At 64.7% G+C, this 21,723-nt stretch carries 18 protein-coding genes and 1 pseudogene; 6 read left to right on the top strand and 13 right to left on the bottom strand.

Annotated elements, in window-relative coordinates; all coding sequences use genetic code 11:
• The first annotated feature begins 82 nt into the window (after nucleotides 1–82).
• On the top strand, nucleotides 83–1,276 hold the full coding sequence (locus tag FAY22_RS01700) for a ChaN family lipoprotein (protein ID WP_146328631.1): 1,194 nt from the start codon (nucleotides 83–85) through the stop codon (nucleotides 1,274–1,276).
• The gene (locus FAY22_RS01695) at nucleotides 1,273–3,339 is read left to right on the top strand and encodes a M1 family metallopeptidase (RefSeq protein ID WP_210411875.1); all 2,067 of its coding nucleotides are present in this window, start codon (nucleotides 1,273–1,275) and stop codon (nucleotides 3,337–3,339) included. The genes FAY22_RS01700 and FAY22_RS01695 overlap by 4 nt, the downstream gene beginning before the upstream one ends.
• A gap of 66 nt (nucleotides 3,340–3,405) precedes the next feature.
• On the opposite strand, the gene FAY22_RS01690 is transcribed toward FAY22_RS01695, so the two are convergent.
• The 3 genes from FAY22_RS01690 to FAY22_RS21890 all read right to left on the bottom strand — a co-directional run bounded on the left by FAY22_RS01690 (nucleotide 3,406) and on the right by FAY22_RS21890 (nucleotide 5,216).
• Nucleotides 3,406–3,999 carry a phospholipase D family protein gene (locus FAY22_RS01690; protein WP_146328630.1) on the bottom strand — a complete coding sequence of 198 codons (594 nt, stop codon included), beginning with the start codon at nucleotides 3,997–3,999 and terminating at the stop codon, nucleotides 3,406–3,408.
• 132 nt (nucleotides 4,000–4,131) lie between these two features.
• The gene (locus tag FAY22_RS01685) at nucleotides 4,132–4,680 is read right to left on the bottom strand and encodes a hypothetical protein (protein WP_146328629.1); all 549 of its coding nucleotides are present in this window, start codon (nucleotides 4,678–4,680) and stop codon (nucleotides 4,132–4,134) included.
• Nucleotides 4,681–4,979: 299 nt separating this feature from the next.
• Entirely contained in the window at nucleotides 4,980–5,216 is a 237-nt protein-coding gene (locus tag FAY22_RS21890; protein ID WP_168204734.1) for a hypothetical protein, read from the bottom strand.
• Here FAY22_RS21890 and FAY22_RS01680 point away from each other — a divergent pair, their 5' ends adjacent.
• On the top strand, nucleotides 5,217–6,950 hold the full coding sequence (locus FAY22_RS01680) for a glycosyltransferase family 39 protein (protein ID WP_168204733.1): 1,734 nt from the start codon (nucleotides 5,217–5,219) through the stop codon (nucleotides 6,948–6,950).
• Nucleotides 6,951–6,976: 26 nt separating this feature from the next.
• Here the strand turns inward: FAY22_RS01680 and FAY22_RS01675 are convergent, their stop codons facing one another.
• Entirely contained in the window at nucleotides 6,977–7,903 is a 927-nt protein-coding gene (locus FAY22_RS01675; RefSeq protein WP_146328627.1) for a hypothetical protein, read from the bottom strand.
• A gap of 193 nt (nucleotides 7,904–8,096) precedes the next feature.
• On the opposite strand from FAY22_RS01675, the gene FAY22_RS01670 reads away from it, so the two are divergent.
• Nucleotides 8,097–9,383 carry a DUF2863 family protein gene (locus FAY22_RS01670; RefSeq protein WP_246860618.1) on the top strand — a complete coding sequence of 429 codons (1,287 nt, stop codon included), beginning with the start codon at nucleotides 8,097–8,099 and terminating at the stop codon, nucleotides 9,381–9,383.
• Between the two features lie 6 nt (nucleotides 9,384–9,389).
• Here FAY22_RS01670 and FAY22_RS01665 read toward each other — a convergent pair whose 3' ends face one another.
• The 4 genes from FAY22_RS01665 to FAY22_RS01650 all read right to left on the bottom strand — a co-directional run bounded on the left by FAY22_RS01665 (nucleotide 9,390) and on the right by FAY22_RS01650 (nucleotide 11,211).
• The gene (locus FAY22_RS01665; RefSeq protein ID WP_146328626.1) at nucleotides 9,390–9,587 is read right to left on the bottom strand and encodes a DUF3079 domain-containing protein; all 198 of its coding nucleotides are present in this window, start codon (nucleotides 9,585–9,587) and stop codon (nucleotides 9,390–9,392) included.
• A 74-nt stretch (nucleotides 9,588–9,661) separates the two neighbouring features.
• A complete protein-coding gene (locus FAY22_RS01660) occupies nucleotides 9,662–10,279 on the bottom strand; it encodes a hypothetical protein (protein ID WP_210411874.1) in 618 nt (205 codons plus the stop codon).
• A gap of 49 nt (nucleotides 10,280–10,328) precedes the next feature.
• Complete coding sequence (locus FAY22_RS01655) at nucleotides 10,329–10,574, bottom strand: hypothetical protein (RefSeq protein ID WP_146328625.1); 246 nt, start codon at nucleotides 10,572–10,574, stop codon at nucleotides 10,329–10,331.
• Nucleotides 10,575–10,953: 379 nt separating this feature from the next.
• Nucleotides 10,954–11,211 (bottom strand): hypothetical protein, encoded by a 258-nt coding sequence (locus FAY22_RS01650; RefSeq protein WP_168204732.1) that lies wholly within the window; start codon nucleotides 11,209–11,211, stop codon nucleotides 10,954–10,956.
• Nucleotides 11,212–11,378: 167 nt separating this feature from the next.
• Between FAY22_RS01650 and fusA the strand changes: the two genes are divergently transcribed.
• Complete coding sequence (gene fusA, locus FAY22_RS01645) at nucleotides 11,379–13,499, top strand: elongation factor G (RefSeq protein WP_146328623.1); 2,121 nt, start codon at nucleotides 11,379–11,381, stop codon at nucleotides 13,497–13,499.
• A 188-nt stretch (nucleotides 13,500–13,687) separates the two neighbouring features.
• Here the strand turns inward: fusA and FAY22_RS01640 are convergent.
• Together FAY22_RS01640 and FAY22_RS01635 are read right to left on the bottom strand one after the other, a co-directional pair.
• Nucleotides 13,688–14,086: pseudogene (locus FAY22_RS01640) on the bottom strand (hypothetical protein); the annotation flags it as partial.
• Nucleotides 14,087–14,155: 69 nt separating this feature from the next.
• Nucleotides 14,156–15,670, bottom strand: coding sequence for an AMP nucleosidase (locus FAY22_RS01635; protein WP_146328622.1), 1,515 nt, complete (start codon nucleotides 15,668–15,670; stop codon nucleotides 14,156–14,158).
• A 205-nt stretch (nucleotides 15,671–15,875) separates the two neighbouring features.
• On the opposite strand from FAY22_RS01635, the gene kefC reads away from it, so the two are divergent.
• Nucleotides 15,876–17,681 (top strand): glutathione-regulated potassium-efflux system protein KefC, encoded by a 1,806-nt coding sequence (gene kefC / locus FAY22_RS01630; protein ID WP_146328621.1) that lies wholly within the window; start codon nucleotides 15,876–15,878, stop codon nucleotides 17,679–17,681.
• 26 nt (nucleotides 17,682–17,707) lie between these two features.
• Here kefC and FAY22_RS01625 read toward each other — a convergent pair whose 3' ends face one another.
• The 3 genes from FAY22_RS01625 to FAY22_RS22235 all read right to left on the bottom strand — a co-directional run bounded on the left by FAY22_RS01625 (nucleotide 17,708) and on the right by FAY22_RS22235 (nucleotide 21,676).
• A complete protein-coding gene (locus FAY22_RS01625) occupies nucleotides 17,708–20,317 on the bottom strand; it encodes an EAL domain-containing protein (RefSeq protein ID WP_168204731.1) in 2,610 nt (869 codons plus the stop codon).
• Nucleotides 20,318–20,582: 265 nt separating this feature from the next.
• Nucleotides 20,583–21,482, bottom strand: coding sequence for an FUSC family protein (locus FAY22_RS01620; protein ID WP_246860617.1), 900 nt, complete (start codon nucleotides 21,480–21,482; stop codon nucleotides 20,583–20,585).
• Nucleotides 21,431–21,676 (bottom strand): hypothetical protein, encoded by a 246-nt coding sequence (locus tag FAY22_RS22235; protein ID WP_246860616.1) that lies wholly within the window; start codon nucleotides 21,674–21,676, stop codon nucleotides 21,431–21,433. The genes FAY22_RS01620 and FAY22_RS22235 overlap by 52 nt, the downstream gene beginning before the upstream one ends.
• Nucleotides 21,677–21,723: the final 47 nt, after the last annotated feature.

Raw genomic sequence — 21,723 nt, 5'->3', positions numbered from 1 at the left:
GTCATGTGAAATCCAGCGTGCCTGATGCGATCATAGATGGACTCAAGCAGTTCAATCTATCCTCGGAATCGGGTCAGACACCATGCAGACAAACGGTCTACGAATCGCCAAAGCGGTACTGGCCTGCCTGGCGGCGCTCATGACCGCCGCCCATGCGGCATCGGGTTGTTTGAGTCCAAGCGCATGGACAAGCCTGGAGCAACAAACGCCCGGCGCCATCTCTGCCGCCAAGGTAATGGACGAGATGGCCAAACGCGATGTCGTCCTGCTGGGCGAATACCATGACGACGCCGATCATCATCGCTGGCAATTGCAGGTACTTTCCGACCTGTACCTATTGCGCCCGGACATGGTCATCGGCTTCGAGATGTTCCCGCGCCGCGTGCAGCCCGCGCTGGATCGCTGGGTGGCGGGCGAGCTGACGGTCAAGCAATTCCTGGAGCAGTCGGACTGGAGCAAGGTGTGGAATACGTCGCCTGAACTCTACCTGCCGTTGTTCCAGTTTGCGCGGCTTAACCGCATTCCGATGATCGCGCTGAATGTCGAAAACGCACTCAACAAGGCAGTGCGCGAAAAGGGTTGGGATGCAGTTCCGGATTCGCAGCGCGAAGGCTTGGGCAAACCGGCGGCGCCATCGGATGACTACCGCAATTTTCTACTCGAAATCTACCGCATGCACCTGGCCGCGCATGGCAAAGCACAGGACAAGGTGCGCGCCTCCGATCCCGGCTTCCGCCGTTTCGTCGAATCGCAGACGACCTGGGACAGGGCGATGGCGGAAGCGCTCGCGCAGCGTGCGCGCCCGGCTCAGGCGGGCGCGGCGCCGCTGGTCGTGGGCATCATCGGTGCCGGCCACGTGCGTTTCGGCCGGGGCGTGGCGCATCAGTTGCGCGACCTGGGAATACGGAACGTGGGGGCGTTGCTGGCCGTGGAGCATGACGCCGATTGCAAGGAGATCCGAAACGGCCTGGCCAGCGCCGTGTTCACGCTGCCGCCTCAGGCGCAGGAAAAGCAGGCCCCGCCGCGGCTCGGCGTGCGGCTCGACGACAGCGGGGATGCGGTACGCATCGTGGACGTCAGCGCCGGCAGCCTGGCCGAGCAAACCGGGCTGAAGGCTGACGACCGCCTGCTGGAAGTCGGCGGCGCGCCGGTCAAGGCGGCAGCGCAAGTGGCGCAGGCGGTCCGAAGCCAGCCGGCCGGCACCTGGCTGCCGATACGCATACGACGCGGCGCCGAAGCGCTGGACATCGTCGTCAAGTTTCCGGTGAATCCATGAAGGCAGGAAAAATGCGCTGCGCCTTCCGCCTGCTGGCCGTCCTGTTTTTCCTGCTGATCGGCGCAGCCGCGCGCGCGGCAGCGCCCGCGCTGCAACTGCAGGTCGAACTCGATCCCGGCACCCGCCGCTTCGACGCGCTCGCCGAGCTGGTTCCCGCATCGGCCGATTTCCGCTTCGCGCTGCATGAATCGCTGCAAGTAACCGCAGCCGCGGTCGGCGGCAAAAAGCTGGAACTCCATCCCACCGGCCGCAACGGCGCGCTCCGCGGCTGGCGCGTTCAGTTGCCTCCCGGCGGCGGCCTGCTGCAGCTGAAATACGGCGGCATACTGCCGCCGCTGGACCGCAGCCTGGACCATCGCGGCGTGCTGCGCAGCCTGCCGCCGATGGCGTCGCGCGAAGGCAGCTTTCTGCCCGCGGGCGGCGCGTGGTATCCGCAGCCCGCCACCCTGTTCAGCTATCGGGTAACGATCACGGTGCCGGCCGGCCAGCATGCGCTGGTTCCCGGCACCCTGCTGTCGGAGCGGGAAGCGCCCGCCGACGGAGCCAAATCCTATCGCGCCACGTTCGAGTTCGCGCAACCTGCTGACGGCATCGACCTCATGGCCGGCCCGTGGATCGTGCGCGAAAAGATGATGCCCCGGACAGATGCCCCGGACGCCGCGCCGCTGCGCCTGCGCACGTACTTCACGCCCGAGCTCGACGCCATGCCCGGCTTGGCAGACGGCTATCTCGACGATACGGCGCACTATCTCGCACGCTATTCCAGGCAGATCGGCGCCTATCCTTTCGCCGGATTTTCGATCGTCGCCAACCCGCTGCCGACCGGGTTCGGCATGCCCAGCCTGACCTATCTCGGCGCCGACGTGCTGAAGCTGCCGTTCATCCGCGCCACCTCGCTCGGCCACGAGGTATTGCACAACTGGTGGGGCAACGGCGTGTACGTCGATTACGACAGCGGCAACTGGAGCGAAGGCCTCACCACCTTCATGGCCGACTACGCCTACAAGGAGCGCGAATCAGCCGAGGCCGCGCGCGAAATGCGGCTGGCTTGGCTGCGCGATTTCGCGGCGGTGCCCGCGCAAGACCAGCAGACGCTCGCCAGTTTCCGCTCCCGCACGCATGGCGCGGCAGCCGCCATCGGCTATGGCAAGTCGGCGATGCTGTTCGTGATGCTGCGCGACGCCATCGGCGAGGAGGCATTCGACAAGGGCGTGCGCGCGTTCTGGCAAAGCCAGCGCTTCAAGCGGGCGAGCTGGGACGACTTGCGTATTGCCTTCGAGCGGGCGTCCGGTAAATCGCTGGCCGGCTTTTTCAGCCAATGGCTCACGCGCGCAGGCGGACCGGCAGTGAAAATTGACGCCGCCAGCGCAACAAGCCAGGCGGGAACGCATCGCATGCAGCTCAACGTGCAACAGACGGCTCCGGCCTATGCGCTGCATCTGCCGGTCGAGCTTGTTTTTGCAGATCATGCCGAAATGCGCTGGATCGACGTTGCGCGCGCCAGCGAAACGGTGACGCTGGATGTGCCCGCGCGGCCTGCCGGCGTGCGCCTCGATCCCGACCTGCGCGTCTGGCGCAGGCTCGACCCCGACCAGCTGCCGCCGATCCTGCGGCAATGGTTCATTGCCAGCCCGGCACGCCTGGCGGTCGTAACGCCATCGCCGGAGGCGCGGGAAGCGGCTGATGCACTCGCGCGCCGCCTGTTCGAAACCCCTCCGCGCCCGGCAGCGGCGGTTGATGCCAAAAGCGGAACGGAGCCGCTGATGCTCATCGGCCTGCACGCCGATATCGATGCTGCCCTCATGCGCGCCGGCCTGCCGCCGCGCCCCCCGGAGCTGGCAGGCAAAGGCAGCGCGCAGGTATGGACGATTTTCCACGGCAGCGCCGGCGCCAGTCCGGTCGCAGTGGTATCGGCAACCGACGCGAATGCATTGCGCGCGCTGCAGCGTCCGCTGCCGCATTACGGCGCACAAAGCTGGCTGGTGTTCGACGGCAGCCGCGCCATCGCACGCGGCGTGTGGCCGCAGCCCGGACGCTTGACCGAAGTCCGGGCAGGACCGTGAGCGTGCGCCGTTCTGCCAAAGACAACTATCGTCGCCCTCGCAATTCCTTGATTCCTTTTGTGGGCGCTAGTACGTCGAATTGAATTCCTTGCCCTCCGCGTAACGGCTCTCCCAATGCCTTGCATAGGACGCCGCCAGTTGCGGGTTGTGCCAGACGACGATCACGTTTTCGCTGTTGGAACTGGCCGCCGCCTGACTGTAGTTGAACGAGCCGGTCTGCACATGCTGGTCGTCGACGATGATGTACTTGTCGTGGTGAATCGCGTACTTGCCATTGGTGCGGGTCGGAATATGCGCGTTCGCCAGCAGGTTGAGCGCGGCGACGCCGGACTTCGACTTCAGAGCGCTGTCGTCGACCACCACGCGCACGTCCACGCCGCGCTTTTTCGCCTTGACGAGCGCCTGCACGATTTTCGGCGAGGTGAACGAGTAGGCTGCCAGGCGCAGCTCGCGTGTCGCGGAATTGATCACCTTCAGGATAAGCCGCTCGGCATCGCCGTCGGGCGAAAACCCAGTCTCGATCTGCGGCGTGGCCGGCGCCTTGTCGGTGCGCGCCTGGACCGCCTGGCTCAGCTCGTCGAGCAGTGAGATTGGCTTGGCGAAGGCGGGAGCAGCAAGCGATAAGAGTGCGGAAAGGACGACGGGAAAGGCGAATTTCATTGGGGACGATGAAGCGCTGCGCGGATGGCGATACCCGCTCACTTTACACGTTTCATTATTGTCTTACAGAAAATAATTGTTAAGAAACCGTTACATTTTGCGTCCGCCGTGCGCCCGCTATACCTCTTCGCCTCAAGCCAGCCCGTAGCTGACCACCGTCTTGAACCTAGAGTCGAACTGCAGCCGCGCCGCCGATGCCGGGTAGTCCCTGTTCCTGTATGAAAAGCCGGCGATTTCCAGCGTGCCGTTGTCGAGCGCCTCGCAGTCGCTGGGCAGCGCATAGGTCAGTTCCGTCATGCCGCCATCGATGCGCCGCGACTTCGGTGCATCGGGCACGGCAACCGCCTGCCCGACATAGGTCGTGATGTGAATTCGCGGCAGTGCTTGTTCTGCGTCCTGGGGCACCCTGATGTGCAGGTAAGAAACGTGCTTGTTGACGAACCCGACCGGGACCACGGGCGGCAACGGGTAGAAGAACGACGTCATCGCGCTGAAGATCTTGGTAGGACAGGAGAATTCGACCGTCAGCGGCACGTCGCCGTGCGGCTTTAACACGGCGTGCTGCCGGGCTTGGCCGGCGCCGTCGTTCACAAAAGAAACCTTTTCCTCGGTGCCGGATTCGGAAATGACGGCGCATGCCGACAGCATCAGCGCCAATCCGGAAATCAAACTGCCACGCATGATATACCTCCAACGGTGTGTCACGGACAACTGTCAATGCAACACAGTGACTGTCCGAATATCCATTGGTATATCTCCTTCAGAAGTCGTGCCAATGCGGCTTCCCGCTCCTTGCCAAGGACGTGAAACGGGACTGGGCAATTCGGAAAAAACAGGCTGCTTCCATCCTCTCTTTATGGAGAGACAACGGCTTTCCATAAAGTTCCATGTCCTTATGCGCCGGCTCCTAATGTTGAAAAAAACATTATCCATAGCCAATAATTTTCCGCGCTTGTAACGTTTTGTATCTATCTGTAACGCTATAATTCGGGCGGTTGCATAACGACAACGTTTCCGGCTCCCGGCCTTTGTCCGTCGAATTGCGGCACTTCTGATTTATCACTTCCTTTTTGTAAATTAGCCGGCTTCCAGGACGCAAGTCCTTGAAGCGCCGAAATCGTTTTTACTTTATGCACGGACAACAGTCGCACCAGCCGCCCCTGGGCCGGAAAACCGCCAGCCATTTCATCAGGGCCTTGCTGTTCAAAACAGCCCATATGCTCGATTTTCCCTCCCGCATACGGCGCAGCGCAGATCGCGAGGCACCGGCGCCTGTTCCGAAGCTCGGCATGCCGGCGCTACTGGCCCTGGCCATTGCATTCCTTTTGCCGGGACTGATCGGGCACGATCCCTGGAAACAGGATGAGACCTACATTTTCGGAATCATCCACCACTTGCTCGAGAGCGGCGACTGGGTAGTGCCGACGGTGGCCGGTGAGCCGTTCATGGAAAAGCCGCCGCTCTACTACTGGATCGCGGCCGGCTTCGCCTGGATGTTTTCGCCCTGGTTGCAGCTGCACGATGGCGCCCGGCTGGCAACAGGCTTTTTCATGACGATCACCTGCTGCGCGCTCGGATGGACAGCCCGGCACTGCTGGGGCCGCGGCATCGGCCGCCTGGGCGTACTGGCCCTGCTCGGTTGCCTGGGCACCGTCTACTACAGCCACCTGATGTTGACCGACGTCCCCCTGCTGACCGGATTTGCGCTGGCATCGTGCGGTTTTGCGCTGGCGCGTACCCGTTCGCAAGCTGGCGGCCTCCTGCTCGGCATCGGCGTGGGCGTCGGTTTCCTGTCCAAGGGCGTGCTTGCCCCCGGCGTACTGGGACTGACCGCCATCCTGCTGCCAGCCTGCTTCGCAAACTGGCGTAGCCGCACCTACCTGCGCACCTTGGCGCTGGCGCTGCTGGTGGCGTTGCCGGCGCTGCTGCTGTGGCCGACCGCGCTGTACCTGCGTTCGCCCGCGCTGTTCATGGAGTGGTTCTGGATGAACAACGTCGGCCGCTTCCTCGGTTTTTCCGTGCAACAGCTCGGCGCTCCGCATGCCGACGGTTTTTGGCAGGAGACCTTGCCCTGGTTTGCCTTCCCGGCCCTGCCGCTTGCCATGCTCACGCTCTGGCAGCGGCGCAAGACGATACGGGACAGCGCGCCGCTCCAGTTTTCGCTGGTCCTGTTCGGGGTGCTGATGGCGGTGCTGGCGGTATCGGCGTCCGCCCGCCCCAACTACGCGCTGCCGTTGCTGGCTCCGCTGTGCATCCTGGCGGCCCCGTCGGTCGCTGCACTTCCCGCCAGCGTGGATCGCATGTGGGCGTGGAGCGCGCGCCTGCTGTTCGGGTCGCTGGCATTTGCCGTCGGCGCGATCTGGGTCTGGCTCATGGTGCGCGGCCCGCTGCCGGACAGCTGGTCGGCGATAGGCCGCTACCTGCCTCTCGATTTCAGGCCGCAGCTGAACTTCAATGCGCTCACGATGGCGCCGCTGCTGATACTTGCGGTCGCCTACGCGGCGTCGCGCCAGCCGCGCGCCCAGGGGCGCGGCATGGTCAACTGGGTCGCCGGAATCACACTGTGCTGGGGGCTGGTTGCAACCTTGTGGCTGGACTGGATCGACACGGCCAAGAGCTATCGCGGGGTGTTCGCATCGATGGAAAGCGCGCTGCCCTACAGTCATCGTTGCATGGCCAGTTCCGGGCTGGGCGAGTCGGAACGCGCCATGCTGCGCTATGTCCTCGGCATCGATACGCAGCGCCGGGAGATCGCGCCGGACGATCACTGCGACTTGTTGCTGATCGATGGCGTGGCCGACGCCCCGCCGCGCGATATCGACACCAGCCTCTGGAAGCTGGTGTGGGAAGGAGCCCGCCCGTCCGACCAGCACGAACGCCTCTGGCTGTTCAAGGCCGTCGAAACGGCAGGATCGCTCGCGACAGCCGGGCAATCATCCTCCCCTCACTGAGAGGCCCGGTGGCGCTGATGGCGCCGTCAAGACAGGCACACACAACCTGTGTTGACGACACCGCCGTTGGCGCCCGGTTCGCAATATAGCTTGGAAACGGGCGTGCTGTTCCTTAAGACGGGCAGCAAGTCTTCCGGATTGCCGTATCCGGTTCCCAGGTTGGAGCATTGCTGCGGCGGGGTCGAGGTCGGCGTTCCCGTGATGCATACCACTGGCAAGTCCGCGCTCGGATCGGTGTAGGGGAAGCCCATCATCTGGCAGCGCGCCGCGCGCCCCTCTTGCGTGCCGAACGGCGGCGGCTGGTTGTCGAAGCGCCAGGTGCGGGGCGCCATGGCAACGACTTCACTCGCCCCGGCAGCCCCCGGCGGCAGGTTGAAGGCGCTGATGCGCACCCGCAAGGTCCCGTTCGGGATGGTGGTGGTATTGAATACCAGCGATGCCGACCTGCGGTCGGGCGCGACCACGAAGACACCGAGTCTGGGCGTGTATCCGCCTGCTGGCAGTAATTCCGCGTTCTGGATATTCGTTCCCTCGATTTTCAGGAACACGTTTCCGTTCAGAGTCGCCCCGTCCTGCGGCGCAGTGACAGCAGTAATGACGACCGGTGCGCTGTCGGTCGTGCCGGTGGAAGGCGTTGTCGTTCCGGAACTGCTTGTCGCACCCGTCGTATCAGAATTGCCGGATGAAGTGTTCCCGGTATTGGCGGATGATGTGCCGCCGCCAGCCGATGGCGTGGCGCTTGTGCCGGACGTGCCGCTGCCGGTATTGGCGGCGCCCGCCGTTTCGGCGACGCCGCCGGTGCCGGACGTGCCCGAATTATTGGCAGGAGCATTTGTACCGGATGTATTGCCGGCGTTTTGCAGGGGAACCAGAACCGCGTCGCCGCCGCCTCCGCCGCATCCGCCCAGTACGGAAAGAAAAACACAACTGCCCACCCACAGATTGACCCGCATAGATGCATCCTCTTGCAAAAGGAAGAAGCTCCCTGGTCTTTTCTTGGAGTTGTTGTGCCCGCCTCTGAGCGCCTAAGGCCCTCATCTGCGACCCATCGAGTGTGCCCATCTTTTCGCCGGGAAGTTTGATTTATTCAAAAAGTCGCTTTGCGGTATTCGAGACGCGATCATTCCCGTGACAGGAGGCCCCGACATGATGCATATTTGCATGCGCGCGGACCGCGCGGCAGCCGTCGCCTCCGCCTGCACAGCTTACGAAGAGAAAATCATGCAAAAGAACAAGCGGCCAAACCGGGGCGTTGCCGCCCCTTCTCCGGAACAGCAGGACGACGCCTTGACGCGGGAACTGGCCAGCCTCGGCGTCGAGCTCGCACGCTACGATGAAGCCGCCCTGTCCGATCCGTTGAAACGGAAGATGGGCGAGCTGCGGCGGCTGATCAGGAAATGCGTTCAACAGAAAAAGGACGACGTGCTCGACGAAGCGCTGGAACGCGTGCACGAACAGGACCGCGACGCTTATCTGTTCTTGAAGGAAAACATCGAAGAGGCCGCGCAAATCGCGATATTCCGGCGCGAGCACGGCCCCGAGCAGGAAGTGAATGCCTTTGTCATTCCCCTGTTCGCGCATAGCCAGGGCGGGCTGCGGCGCGACCAGTGCTTCCAGGACGAGGAAGCGTTCGCGCTGTTGCGCGACAGCCTGTTCGACGCGCGGCTGGAAAGCCCGGACGCGAAGATCGTGCTGGCTGCGCACGCCTACCACCTGGACGAACTCGAGCGCATCGGCTACGGACAGCTGGGCGCCATGGTGCGCGAAGCGTTCGATGCCATGACGCGCAAGAAGGCGGCGGAAGCGCCGGAAATCGCGCGCAGCATCAGCGGCTGGCCGGAAAACCGCTTCGCCCCGGACGACAGCGCCGTCGAGCTGCGCTTCCTGCTGGGCTTTGCGCTCAAGGCGCTGGACGATCCGTTTTACCAGGTGCCGGACAACGAAGCGGCCGCCGACCGCTATTTCGACGCGTGCGCGGCCCGCTTCCGGCACTGGGCGCAGCGGCATGCCGCATTGGTCCAGCGCTGCCTGGTCACGGACGGCCGCGACGTGCAGATCGATTTCCTGTACCAGGATCTTTTTTATGGCGGGAAAGAGACCGGCATGGCCGAGTACTTCACGCTGCAGATGATGGCCGACCTGCACCATGCGCTGGAAGAGAACGGGCTGGCGCCGGAACGCGCCCATGCCGTCATCGGCCCGGCCGAAGCCGACGGCGAGGCGGTCTTGCGCGTGAACTTATATGCGCAAGGCAACGACCAAGCGCTGGCCTCGGTGGACAAGCCGGCCGCTCCCGGCAGTGACTTGCGCGGCGAGGCCGACGATGCGGCCGATGCGCTGGCGACGATCGGCCTGCAGTCGGTCGCGCTGGCGATGAAATTCGATGCCGACGGACGGCCCGTCAATGCGCGGCCGTACCAGCGTCCGGCCTAAGCGCGACTATTTTTCCGTCGCCTTGGCCGGCTCCGCCTCGGTATCGAGCCCCCACTCCGCCCAGTCGTCGCCAAACAGCTCGGCCGGATGCTGGGTACGTTCCGAACCGTTGCCGCAGGCCAGCGAATCGGTCGGGCAGTACTTATCGCATCCCCAGCAGATGCGTTCGGGATTCTTTGGGTGGATGGGAAACTTTTTAGCCATTTCAGGTACTTCCCGCAAATTTGCATGCCCCGGACACGGCAGGGTCATGCATGCATTCTGACATTGTCCCGCGGCTAGGCGTGATTGTGAAGAATCAACTCCGGGTCGTCCGCGTGGTCGATCAGGATGCGCCGCACCCGGTCCTGCCAGAGTGTCGCGAATTCGCCGCGTTCCTGCGGGGCGGCAACGCCGGACAGGATCTTGCGCAACAGGGGCCCGGTGCGCGGGTCGGCTTCGACCCGGTTCATGTGCATGGAAAGCACGACTGACGAACCGTTGTCGAGCCGGTCGAAGCGCACTTCGCCTTCCAGCGCGCAAGCAAAATACATCAGGTTCTGGCGCCGGAAATCATGCCCGATGCCCTTGAAGCCGCCCAGGCCGGCGGCCCCCGTGACCAGGCTGACGACGCTGCCGATGACGCCGGTCACGCCTTCGTCGAGCGCTGCGGCAAACCGCACCTGGACCGCGCCGCGCTCGGGCACCTGTTCCGGATAGAGCAGGTTCAGCGCACGCCGCGTGAGCAGGTAGGCGCCGGCCACCGTCGGGCAGGAATGCCCGGCCAGGCGCACCGCGTCGAGATAGCGATAGGTAATCATGCCGTCGCCGCAGGCGCCGAGGAATTCGGCCAAGCCGTCGTGGACGGTGATGGCGGGAGCCTGATCGAAGAACGCAGGGTAATTCATCGTCTTCATTGCCTTTTCATCATGGGCGCGAAATACGGCCGGCGCGCGGCCGGACTGCTTAGCTGCCGCAGCTGCCGCAGCACATGCCTTCGCCGTGCGCAGGTTTCTTGACGCTGACGCCGGCGCGCTGCAAGGTGGCGCGCAATTCCTGGAGCGACGTCACGTCGTCGTCGAATTCGACATTCACGGCGGCTGACTCGGCGGACACCTTGAGCACGCCTTTGACGGCAGCCAATGCGCGGGCGGCGTTGGCGGCGCCGTCCTGATCCAGCGGGTTCAGCAGGGACAGGGTTTCGGATTTCATGATCGTCCTTCGAAGTAGGGGAAACAGGGTTCAACAAACGGATGGAAGTACTCTACCATAACATTCATTTTAAATGAATGTTTAATGCCTATTTTTTGCACTCTTCCAGCCCGCCTGGCCTGTAACGCAACACTTCAGCAGGAAACACGTCCTGTCGCCCGGGGGCTGCAACCGCCAACCGAGGCGTCGCCGATGGAATGGAATATGGAATGACACAAAGGCAATCGGCGCCCTCAGGCGCCGATTGCAGGTGCGGAAGCGTTCATGAGGTCGGGCGGAACATGTCCGCCCTGTGCTCCTCTTGCTTCAGATCACCAGACACATGCTAGTGTCGGTAGATTGCTCTGGCGAGCAATGCATGGAAGTGCCGGACAGTAAGCTAATCGATTTTCTCGACTTCACGCGTATCGGCACTCGGTTTCATTTCGATATCGTCCTTTTGCGAAATATCTCCTTTGCCTTTACTGAACGGTGCAAGCACCTTGTGCAGCATGCCTGCAAAGCCTGACTCGGACACCTGCGGCAGGTCAGATACTGCCGATGCCGTAGTGTCTTCCCGCGGAGTAAAGACGCTCTCCTTTACTGAAGAGAGTGTGGATACATCCTTCTCCGCGCCTGCGGGAATTCTGTAACACATGATCAACTCCTTCATGTCAGAGGTCGTTCCCCCGATTTCAGAATAGGACGAAGTATCTCGCATGGCAAGGATTGTTGATCTGGCGACGGATACGAACGGCTGGCTTTCCTATAATGATTTGCAGGCATGATTTGCAGGTGAAACACGCCTTTCCCGGGAGGATGACCGTGACGCGCACCACTCCGATCGAACGCTACCGCAATATCGGCATCAGCGCCCATATCGACGCCGGCAAGACCACCACCACGGAACGCATCCTGTTCTACGCCGGGGTCAGCCACAAGCTCGGCGAAGTCGATGACGGCTCGGCCGCCATGGACTGGATGGAGCAGGAACAGGAGCGCGGCATCACCATTACCGCGGCGGCCACCACCTGTTTCTGGCGCGGCATGGCCGGCGACTATCCGGTGCATCGCATTAACATCATCGATACGCCTGGCCATGTCGACTTCACGATGGAAGTCGAACGCGCGCTGCGCGTGCTCGACGGCGCCTGCATGGTGTTCGACGCGGTCGGCGGGGTGCAGCCGCAATCCGAAACGGTCTGGCGCCAGGCCGACAAATACCGCGTGCCGCGCCTGGCCTTCGTCAACAAGATGGATCGCGTCGGCGCCGATTTCTTTCTTGTGGAGCGACAAATCCGCGAGCGCGTCGACGGCAACCCGGTGCCGGTGCAGATCCCGCTCGGCAGCGAAGACGATTTCCACGGCGTGGTCGACCTGGTCAGGATGAAGGCAATCGTGTGGGACGACGCGTCACAGGGCGCGAAATTCACGGAAACCGACATACCTGCGGCGCTGCAGGCCAGCGCCGCGCAGTGGCGCACCCGCATGATCGAGGCGGCGGTGGAGGACAACGACGCGCTGCTGCAGAAATACCTCAGCGACGAAGCGCTGACCGAGGCCGAAATCAAGGGTGCGCTGCGCGAGCGCACCATCGCCGGCGCGCTCGTGCCGATGCTGTGCGGCAGCGCATTGAAAAACCGGGGCGTGCAGGCGCTGCTCGACGCGGTGGTCGACTTCCTGCCCTCGCCGCAGGACATTCCGCCGGCGGCGGGCGTGGACGAGCGCGAGCGGCCGGCCCGGCGGCGCGCAGCCGACGACGAAAAATTTTCCGCGCTGGCGTTCAAGATCGCTACCGATCCGTTCGCCGGCGACCTGGTCTACCTGCGCGTCTATTCCGGCGTGCTGGCCTCGGGCAGCGTCGCTTATAACCCGCGCACGGGCAAAAAGGAACGCATCGGCCGGCTGCTGCAGATGCATGCGAACCAGCGCACCGAACTGGCCGAAGTGCGCGCCGGCGACATCGCGGCAGCGGTCGGCTTGAAGGACGTGACTACCGGCGACACACTGTGCGACCCGTCGGCCGTGATCGCCTTCGAGCGCATGGCCTTCCCGGAACCGGTGATCGCGCAAGCCATCGAGCCGAGGAACCAGGCCGACCAGGACGCGATGGCCGCGGCGCTGGCGCGCCTGGCGCGCGAAGACCCGTCATTCCAGGTGAAAACCGACGAGGAATCGGGCCAGACCGTCATCTCCGGCATGGGCGAGCTGCACCTCGATATCCTGGTGGAACGCATGCGGCGGGAATTCGGCGTCGAGGCCAGGGTCGGCCAGCCGCAGGTCGCCTATCGCGAGACGATCCGCCATGCCTGCCCGTCAAGCGAAGGCAAGTTCATCCGGCAGACCGGCGGGCACGGCCATTACGGCCACGTGATGCTGAAAATCGAACCGCAGCCGCGCGGCCAGGGCTTCGCCTTCGCCGACGAGGTCAGGGGCGGCGCCATCCCCGCAGCCTACATTCCCGCCGTCGAGCGCGGCATCCGCGACAGCCTGACGGCCGGCGTGATGAGCAGCTACCCGGTGGTCGACGTGAAGGTCACGCTGCTGACCGGGTCCTGGCACGAGGTCGACTCCGACGACAACGCCTATCGCACCGCCGCCTCGATCGCCTTTCGCGACGGCTGCCGCCAGGCCGGACCGGTGCTGCTGGAGCCAGTCATGCTGGTCGAAGTCGACGCGCCGCAAGAAGCCATGGGCGACGTGATGGGCGACCTGTCGGCGCGGCGCGGCACGATCCTGGGCGCGGACGAGGCGGCGGGCGGCGCGGCCAGGACGATACGCGCGGAAGTGCCGCTGGCCGAGATGTTCGGCTACGCCACCACGCTGCGCTCGCTCAGCCATGGACGCGCCAGCCATACGATGCAGTTCAGGCGCTATGGGGAAGTGCCGGACAAGCTGGCCGATGCCGTGCTGACCGGGAGATATGTCGGCGGCGCGCGCCATTGACGCGGCTTTCGCGAGCGAGGGATGGCGTGAACATCGCCTTACGGACGATCGCGATGATTTTCCCGATCGGCTTGCTCGCGGTGGGCGTCATCCTGCAGCGGATCTTCCAGGCCCTCCTCTTCGATCAGCCGCGCGGCCAGCGATGGTTCGTCCATTGGCAACGCCCAACCGGGCTGTCCGTCGCCCGCGCCGAGCAGGTCGTGCGCATTCAGGATGGCGTAGACGATATCAGGATGCCGTTCCAGGCAGCGGCGCACGGCGGCGGGAACCGATTGCCGGACTTTCCGGCACAGGCCCGGCTGCTCGGCGAGCCGGATGGCCAACCCGCGCACCGTGCGCACTTCGCGCGCGCCGGGCGTGATGCGCAGCTCGATGCCCAGTTGCGCGCGCATGCGCTGCGCGACGTGCTGCAGGTCGGCGTAGCTGGCGATCGCCTCGATACGGGCGACCAGCCGTTTCTCTTCCTCCCGCGTCAGCCGTAATACGCGCAGATCGCCGCCAGGCGCGTTCAACAGCTCGTCGCGCCCGCAGATGCAGGCGCCCGGCGGGCATTCCTTGCGAATTGGATAGGAAACCGGATCGGGCATGGGTTCGGCTACGCGCGGGGTGCTGTATTAGAACCGGCGCCCGCGGTTTTGTTTCAGGGCGCCGGCTCCCTATTGGAAAGCGACCTCGGCGAAGCTGCGCAATTTCCGGCTGTGCAGCTTGTCGACGCCTTGGCGGCGCAACAGCTCCACGGCGCGAATGCCGATGCGCAGGTGCTGGTCGACGCGCTCGCGATAGAAATGGTTGGCCATGCCGGGCAGCTTGATCTCGCCGTGCAGCGGCTTGTCGGAGACGCACAGCAGCGTTCCGTACGGCACCCGGAAGCGGAAGCCGTTGGCGGCGATGGTGGCGCTCTCCATGTCCAGCGCGATCGCCCGGCTCTGGCTGAAGCGGCGCTCCGGCGTGCGGTGCGGCAGCAGCTCCCAGTTGCGGTTATCGGTGGACGCCACCGTGCCGGTACGCATTACCCGCTTCAGCTCGAAGCCGGTCAGCTGCGTGACCTCGGCCACCGCCGCTTCCAGCGCCAGCTGCACCTCGGCCAGCGGCGGGATCGGCACCCACAGGGGCAAGTCTTCGTCGAGCACGTGGTCTTCGCGCACATAGCCGTGCGCCAGCACGTAGTCGCCCAGCTGCTGGGTGTTGCGCAGGCCGGCGCAGTGCCCGAGCATGAGCCAGGCGTGCGGGCGCAGCACCGCGATGTGGTCGGTGATGGTCTTGGCGTTGGCCGGCCCCACGCCGATGTTGACCATGGTGATGCCGCTGCCGTCGGCGCGGATCAGGTGGTAGCCCGGCATTTGCGGCTGGCGCGGCGGGCGCACGCCGAGGTCGTCGCCCGGCTGCACGCTCTGGCCGATGCGGCGCGTGATGACGTTGCCCGGCTCGATGAAGGCAATGTAGTGGTCTTCGTCCTCGGGCGCCTCGGGGTCCGGCACGCGGTTCATGATTTCATGGCCGAGGCGCACGAACTCGTCGATGTAGAACTGGTAGTTGGTGAACAGCACGAAGTTCTGGAAATGCTCCGGCGCGGTGCCGGTGTAGTGGCGCAGCCGCTGCAAAGAGTAGTCCACGCGCGGCGCGGTAAACAGCGACAACGGCCGCGCCTCGCCCGGCGGCGCCTCGTGGGTGCCGTTGGCGATGCCGTCGTCCATCGCCGCCAGGTCCGGCAGGTCGAACAGGTCGCGCATGGCCAGGCGCCGCTCGGCGCTCATGCTGCCTTCGATATGGTCGTGCTCGGCAAACGAGAAATGGATCGGGATCGGCTGCGAGCTGGTGCCGATTTCGAGTTGCACCTGCTGGTGATAGCCGTGGTTCTTGAGCAGCAGGCGGAACTGCTCCAGGTAGTAGTTGGAGAACAGGTCGGGCCGCGTGATGGTGGTCTCGTAGGTGCCCGGGCCGGCGACGAAGCCGTAGGACAGCCGGGAGTCGGCGCGGGCGACGGTGTCGGTGTGCACGCGCACGAACGGATAGCAGGCGCGCACGCGGCCCGGCAAGTCTTCGCCGTTGACGAAGCGTTGCAGGCAGTCGCGCAGGTGGTTGATGCTGCAATCGTAGATGGCATGCACTTGCTTGAGCGCGGCGGCCGGGTCGTCGAAGCGCGCGGGCGCGATGAAATTAGGCGTCAGCAACTTGCCTCTCCTAAAGATGAAGTCTGGTGGAAACGCGGTTGTCTTTGCGGCTATTGTAACGAGGCCGCTGCGCTCCCGCTCGACATCGACAGGAAATAAATCCGCATGGGGCAAGGCAAACGATCCCGCCGAAACAGCCCCGTGCCGATGTAAAGTAACTGCTTTGGCGCGCCGCCATAAGTCGCCATAACGCCCGGGATCGTCGATGGACCACAGCCTGCTGTTCAATGCCCTGATTTACCTTGCCGCCACGGTGCTGGCGGTACCGATCGCCAAGCGGCTGGGCCTGGGCGCGGTGCTCGGCTATTTGCTGGCAGGCATCGCTATCGGACCGTGGGGGCTGCGCCTGATCGAAGGCGTCGAGGTGATCCTGAGCTTTTCCGAGTTCGGCGTGGTGCTGCTGCTGTTCCTGATCGGGCTCGGGCTCGACCCGAAGCGCCTGTGGTCGCTGCGCCGCTCGATCTTCGGCTGGGGCGCGCTGCAGGTCGGCGCGTGCACCCTGCTGCTGTTCGGCGCGGCGATCGCGCTGGGCGCGGCCTGGAAGATCGCGCTGATCGCCGCGCTCGGCCTGTCGCTGTCGTCCACCGCCATCGCGCTGGCCACGCTGGACGAGCGCAACCTGACCAGGACGCCGGCCGGCGCGGCCGGGTTTTCGATCCTGCTGTTCCAGGATATCGCCGCCATCCCGATGATCGCGCTCATCCCCTTTCTCGGCGCGGGCGCGCGCGCCCAGGCAGACGACGGCTGGATGGTGGCGCTGAAAGTGGCGGCAGTGCTGCTGGCGCTGGTGCTGTGCGGGCGCTACCTGATGCGCCCGGCCATGCGCTTCATCGCCAAGACCGGCTCGCGCGAGATCTTCACCTCGTTCGCGCTGCTGCTGGTGATCGCCATCGGCTGGCTGATGCAGTCGGTCGGCATGTCGATGGCGCTGGGCACCTTCCTGGCCGGCGTGCTGCTGGCCGATTCCGAATACCGGCATGCGCTGGAATCCGACCTGGAGCCGTTCAAGGGTTTATTGATGGGCTTGTTCTTCACCGCCGTCGGCATGTCGGCCGACTTCGGCGCGTTCCTGGCCCAGCCGCTGCTGGTCGTGGGACTGGTGCTGGCCCTGCTGACGATCAAGATCGGCGCGCTGTACCTGCTCGCCAAATGGTTCGGTATTCCGCGCGGCGAGCAGGCGCTGTTCGCCTTCCTGCTGTCGCAGGGCGGGGAATTCGCCTTCGTGGTGTTCGGCGCGGGCGCCACGGCGCGCGTGTTTTCCGAGCAAGTCGCGTCGCTGCTGGTGGTCGTGGTGGCCTTGTCGATGGTAGCCACGCCGCTGCTGCTGGTGTTGTACGACAAGCTGATCGCGCCGCGCTTCCGGCAGGACAAGCGCCGCGCGGCCGACCGCATCGAGCCGCAGGAAGCGCCGGTCATCATCGCCGGTTTCGGCCGCTTCGGCCAGATCATCGGCCGCATGCTGCTGGCCAACCGCATCCGCGCCACCGTGCTGGACCATGACGCCGACCAGGTCGACCTGCTGCGCAAGTTCGGCTTCAAGGTGTTCTACGGCGACGCCACGCGCGCCGACCTGCTGCGCGCCGCGGGCGCGGCCAGCGCGCGCCTGCTGGTGGTGGCGGTCGACGACGTGGAAGACAGCCTGGCGCTGGTGGACCTGGCGCGCCGCGATTTCCCGCACCTGACCATCCTGGCGCGCGCGCGCAACCTCACCCATTACTACGACCTGATGGACCGCGGCGTGACAATCATCGAGCGCGAAACCTTCGAGGCTTCGCTGCAGCTCGGCGGCAAGCTGCTGCAGGAACTCGGCTATGAGCGCCGGCGCGCGCAGCATGTGGTGAGCAAGTTCCGCGAACACAACCTGCGGCTGCTGCACGCTGCCTATCCGCATTACAAGGATCAGCCACAGATGATCTCGATGGCCAAGCAGGGGCGCAAGGAACTGGAAGACATGTTCGCGCGCGACGCCGAGGCGCTGGAGGAGCAAACGCGCGAAGCGGCCAACAGGTAGGCCGGAGATAGACCGGTACTGCGCCGCTACGCGGCCTCGGCCATCAGCGACGCGAACGCGTCGGCGGCGAGCGCCTGCGAAAACAGGAAGCCCTGCCCGTAATCGCAGCCGGCACGCAGCAGCATGTCCCGTTGCTCGGGCGTCTCGATGCCTTCCGCAACCGCCTGCAGGCCCAGCTCGTGCGCCATCACGATGATCGACTTGACGATCGTACGGTCACTGGCGCTGGCGACCATCTCCCGCACGAACGACTGGTCGATCTTCAGGTAATCGATATCGAACTTCTTGAGGTACTGCATCGAGGAGTAGCCGGTGCCGAAGTCGTCGATCGCGACCTGGATGCCGGCGTCGCGGTACGCCAGCAAGCGCTCGGCCACCGCCGGCGAAGCGTTGAGCAGCAGCCCCTCCGAGATCTCGACGGCCACCGCGCCGCCCAGCAGTCCGAGCATGTCCAGGTACTTCAGCCAGCCGACGCCCTGCTCGGCCGCGTGGAACTGGATCGGCGACGCGTTGACGCTGACCTGCACGGTCTTGCCCAGCTGCGACTGCCACTGCCGCGAACACCCGGCCGCCTGGCGGAACACCCAGTCGCCGATCTCGTTGATCAGGCCGGTTTCCTCGGCGATCGGGATGAACTGTGCCGGCGGCACCAGCCCCAGGGCCGGGTGGTTCCAGCGCAGCAGCGCCTCCGCCTTGACGATGCGTCCGGTCGCCAGCTCCACCACCGGCTGGTAATGCACTTCCAGCTGCCCGACCGCCAGCGCGTCACGCAGGTCGTTCGCCAGCCGCAGGCGGCGCTGCGCGCGCTCCTGCATCGAGGGCGTGAAATAGCGGAACTGGTTGCGCCCGGCGTGCTTGGCGGCGTACATCGCCTGGTCCGCGTTCGTGATCAGTTGCTCCGCGGTGGAAGCATCGGCCTCGAACATCGTGATGCCGACGCTGCCCGAGATGTAGACCGTCTGCTGGTTGATGAAAAACGGCCTGGCCAGCGCGCGCAGGATCTTCTGCGCCACGTCTTCGACGTGCGCCATGTCGACCAGCTCGGTCAGGATGACGGTGAATTCGTCGCCGCCCAGGCGCGCCACCGTGTCCGACTTGCGCACGCACGCGGTGAGCCGCTGCGCGGCCTCCACCAGCAGCCGGTCGCCGGCGTCGTGCCCGAGCAGGTCGTTGACTTCCTTGAAGCGGTCCAGGTCGATGAACATCAGGCTCATGGTATGCGGCGAGCGCGGCGCCTTCCTGACTTCCTGGTCCAGCCGGTCGCGGAACAGGCGACGGTTGGGCAAGCCCGTCAAGGCATCGAAGTTGGCCTGGCGCCAGATCAGCTCGTCCGACTCCTTTTTCTGCGAGATGTCGGTGACGGTGCCGGTCATGCGCGACGGCTTGTCGCTGTCTTCGTGGCCGACGACGATGCCGCGTGCGCGCGCCCATTTCCACTTGCCGTCGCCGCAGAGAAAGCGGAATTCGAACATCACCGGCATGCCCGCGCGCACGGCCGCGCGCACGGCGTTAAGCGCGCCGTTCAGGTCGTCCGGGTGCACGCGCATCTTCCATGTCTCGATGCTGTTGGGGAAATCCTGCTCGCCGTAGCCGAACATTTCCCGGAAGCGCCGCGAAAACACGACTTCGCCGGTGAGCATGTTCCAGTCCCAGACGCCGTCGCCGGAGCCTTCCACGGCCAGCTTCCAGCGCTCGTTGCTGATGCGCAGGGCTTCTTGCGCCAGCACATGCTCCGTCACGTCCTGCCCCTGGATGAAAATGCCCGCAGTCTTGCCGTCCAGGTCAGTAAACGGCTGGAACACGAAATCGACATAGCGCTCGCTCAGGGGCGCATCGGCACGCTGCTGAAACATGGCCTTCATCTGATGCCCGACGAACGCTTCGCCTGTCGTGTAGACCTGGTCCAGCAGGCGGTCGTAGCCCTGCCCGACCACTTCCGGCAGGGCCTCGACGACCGGCTTGCCGAGCACCTCGCGCTGGCCGACCAGCTGGCGGAACGATTCGTTGGCGATGTCGAGCACATGCTGCGGGCCGCGCGTGACGGCGACGAAGCCGGGCGCCTGCCGGAACAGGTGCAGCAGGTGTTCGCGTTCGCGGTCGAGCAGCCGGTTGGCCGACTGCAGCGCTTGCGCGCGGCTGAAGACGCTGCCGGCGATCTGGTAGCCGATGTCGTCGCACGCCGGCAGGCGGCCCCCGGCCTGTTGCAGCCTGACCAGTTCGGTGACATCGATCGGGTTCTGGAACAGCAGCGCCACGCCGCCCTGCGCGCTTGGCACCGGGGTATGGATCAGGCTCCAGTAGCGCTCCTCGAACACGCATTTTCCATCCGCCGTCCGGCGCGGGATGTTGTAGCGCACGACGGCGAGATGATCCGGTCGGCCGGTCGCCAGAGCGCGCTCCAGCGATGCCTGGATGATGCTGTGCCCGGACGCGGCCAGCGTATCGGGGTCGGCGGGGAACGCGTCGAACAGGCCGCGCCCCACGATCTCATCGCGGGCGCGACCGGTCAGGCACAGGTAAGCGTCATTCGCGCCGAGAATGACGAAATCGGTGGATAAAAGGAGATAGGGGAAAGGCGACGCATTTATCAGCGCCGCCAGATCCGCCTCTTCGCACAACGCGCCCAACTGGCTCATCGGATCGGAACTCCCGCTTCTCATCGTAAAACGCTGCGATGAACAGATCACGATGAAAAATTGCTCATCAGCTATATCGCCTTGCTTAAGCTTGAATAACTCTGGTTCTCTATCCTATGGTTCATTTTTTTGCAAAAAGTTTAACCTGCGGACGTATATTCATGCCCTAGAGCCGTCCAGTCATGTCGCCAGCTGGTTGATTCTCAATGGAAAGCCGCGTACACGTGTTGGTGCCGTTCAAGCAGCTGGTACGCTCACCGGACTGTCAGGGCAGAAGGCGCGCGGGAATCAGGCGCCGCACCCAGCGGCCTGCCGTGTCCCGGAAGCGCGGGCTGTGCAGGCATATGCCGCCGATCAGGCCCACGAAGCAGCCCAGCACCGTATCGAAGAAGCGCGCCTCGACCAGCGCGTACGGCGATCCATGCCCCAGCGTCGCTGCTTCGGCCAGCAGGATGGTCAGCGGCGTGATGAAAGCCGCGGCCAGCGCGTAATGCCGCACCACGATCGATTCGATCACGAAGGTGAGCGCCATCATGGTCAGCGAGATGCTCCACTTGTCCAGCGGGATCAGCAGCAAGCCCCATGACAGCAGCAGGCCGACGCTGGTGCCGATCACGCGGTGCAGCTGCCTGGTCCAGACCGCGCGCAGCGATGCGCCCTGGATCACGGCCAGGCAGCTCACCGGCACCCAGTACGCCTTTTGCAGCTGCAGCAGCTGGGCCGCGGCGAGCGAGATACCGACGAATGCGCCGATGACGACGGAATCGAACACCACGAAATCGAAGGTCGGCTGCGGCAAGGGAGCGACCGGCTTGGGCGCATGTCGGCGCAGGATGTAGACGCTGTAGAAGAAGCCGATTGCGCAGGCCAGCACGCTGCCCATCGCGATCAGCCCGACCTGCAGCGGCAGTTGCAGCAGCTCGACCGGCGAATACGCTCCGATCGACGCGGCCATGATGAAAAACAGGCCGCCCGGCGGCCCCATGCCGTAATAGCGGCACACCATCATCACCAGCAGCGCGATGGCGGCCAGCACCGGCGTCATTGCCACCGGAAAGAAATGGCTCATCAAGCCCAGCGTATAGCAGGCGATCATGCCGAAGGCGCAGGCCATCAGCGTGACCATGCGGTGATACAGCGGCGTGCCGGGCAGGTAGAGAAACACCAGCCCCCGAGCGAGGACACCAGCCCGTAGCCGAGGTGATCGAAATAGGCGCCGACGAGCAGCGGCAGGCCGGAAGCCAGCGCCGCCGCGAACGGCATTTGCCAGGCGCGGTCGCTGGCCTGGACGATGGTCAGCTGGCGCAGCTCTTCCCGCACCAGCGCCTGCAGCCTGGTCCACCTGGCGGAGGCCGTCATCGGCTGCCTTTCCGGCGTTGCGTCGCGCATCCGGTCCGGGCAGACGG

Source organism: Noviherbaspirillum sp. UKPF54 (genome assembly GCF_007874125.1).
Lineage (GTDB): Bacteria > Pseudomonadota > Gammaproteobacteria > Burkholderiales > Burkholderiaceae_D > Noviherbaspirillum.
Note: the sequence above shows the minus strand (reverse complement) of the source record. Positions and strands in the feature narration are given on the sequence as shown.

Excerpts from the sequence above, each read along its gene's own strand:
- FAY22_RS01665 (WP_146328626.1), bottom strand. The coding sequence starts at position 9,587 with ATGGCTAAAAAGTTTCCCATCCACCCAAAGAATCCCGAACGCATCTGC.
- FAY22_RS21890 (WP_168204734.1), bottom strand. The coding sequence starts at position 5,216 with ATGGGCTGTTTTGAACAGCAAGGCCCTGATGAAATGGCTGGCGGTTTT.
- FAY22_RS01690 (WP_146328630.1), bottom strand. The coding sequence starts at position 3,999 with ATGAAATTCGCCTTTCCCGTCGTCCTTTCCGCACTCTTATCGCTTGCT.
- FAY22_RS01670 (WP_246860618.1), top strand. The coding sequence starts at position 8,097 with ATGATGCATATTTGCATGCGCGCGGACCGCGCGGCAGCCGTCGCCTCC.
- FAY22_RS01680 (WP_168204733.1), top strand. The coding sequence starts at position 5,217 with ATGCTCGATTTTCCCTCCCGCATACGGCGCAGCGCAGATCGCGAGGCA.
- FAY22_RS01695 (WP_210411875.1), top strand. The coding sequence starts at position 1,273 with ATGAAGGCAGGAAAAATGCGCTGCGCCTTCCGCCTGCTGGCCGTCCTG.
- FAY22_RS01650 (WP_168204732.1), bottom strand. The coding sequence starts at position 11,211 with ATGTGTTACAGAATTCCCGCAGGCGCGGAGAAGGATGTATCCACACTC.
- FAY22_RS01660 (WP_210411874.1), bottom strand. The coding sequence starts at position 10,279 with ATGAAGACGATGAATTACCCTGCGTTCTTCGATCAGGCTCCCGCCATC.
- FAY22_RS01700 (WP_146328631.1), top strand. The coding sequence starts at position 83 with ATGCAGACAAACGGTCTACGAATCGCCAAAGCGGTACTGGCCTGCCTG.
- FAY22_RS01685 (WP_146328629.1), bottom strand. The coding sequence starts at position 4,680 with ATGCGTGGCAGTTTGATTTCCGGATTGGCGCTGATGCTGTCGGCATGC.
- kefC (WP_146328621.1), top strand. The coding sequence starts at position 15,876 with ATGGACCACAGCCTGCTGTTCAATGCCCTGATTTACCTTGCCGCCACG.
- FAY22_RS01675 (WP_146328627.1), bottom strand. The coding sequence starts at position 7,903 with ATGCGGGTCAATCTGTGGGTGGGCAGTTGTGTTTTTCTTTCCGTACTG.
- FAY22_RS22235 (WP_246860616.1), bottom strand. The coding sequence starts at position 21,676 with ATGACGGCCTCCGCCAGGTGGACCAGGCTGCAGGCGCTGGTGCGGGAA.
- FAY22_RS01625 (WP_168204731.1), bottom strand. The coding sequence starts at position 20,317 with ATGAGCCAGTTGGGCGCGTTGTGCGAAGAGGCGGATCTGGCGGCGCTG.
- FAY22_RS01655 (WP_146328625.1), bottom strand. The coding sequence starts at position 10,574 with ATGAAATCCGAAACCCTGTCCCTGCTGAACCCGCTGGATCAGGACGGC.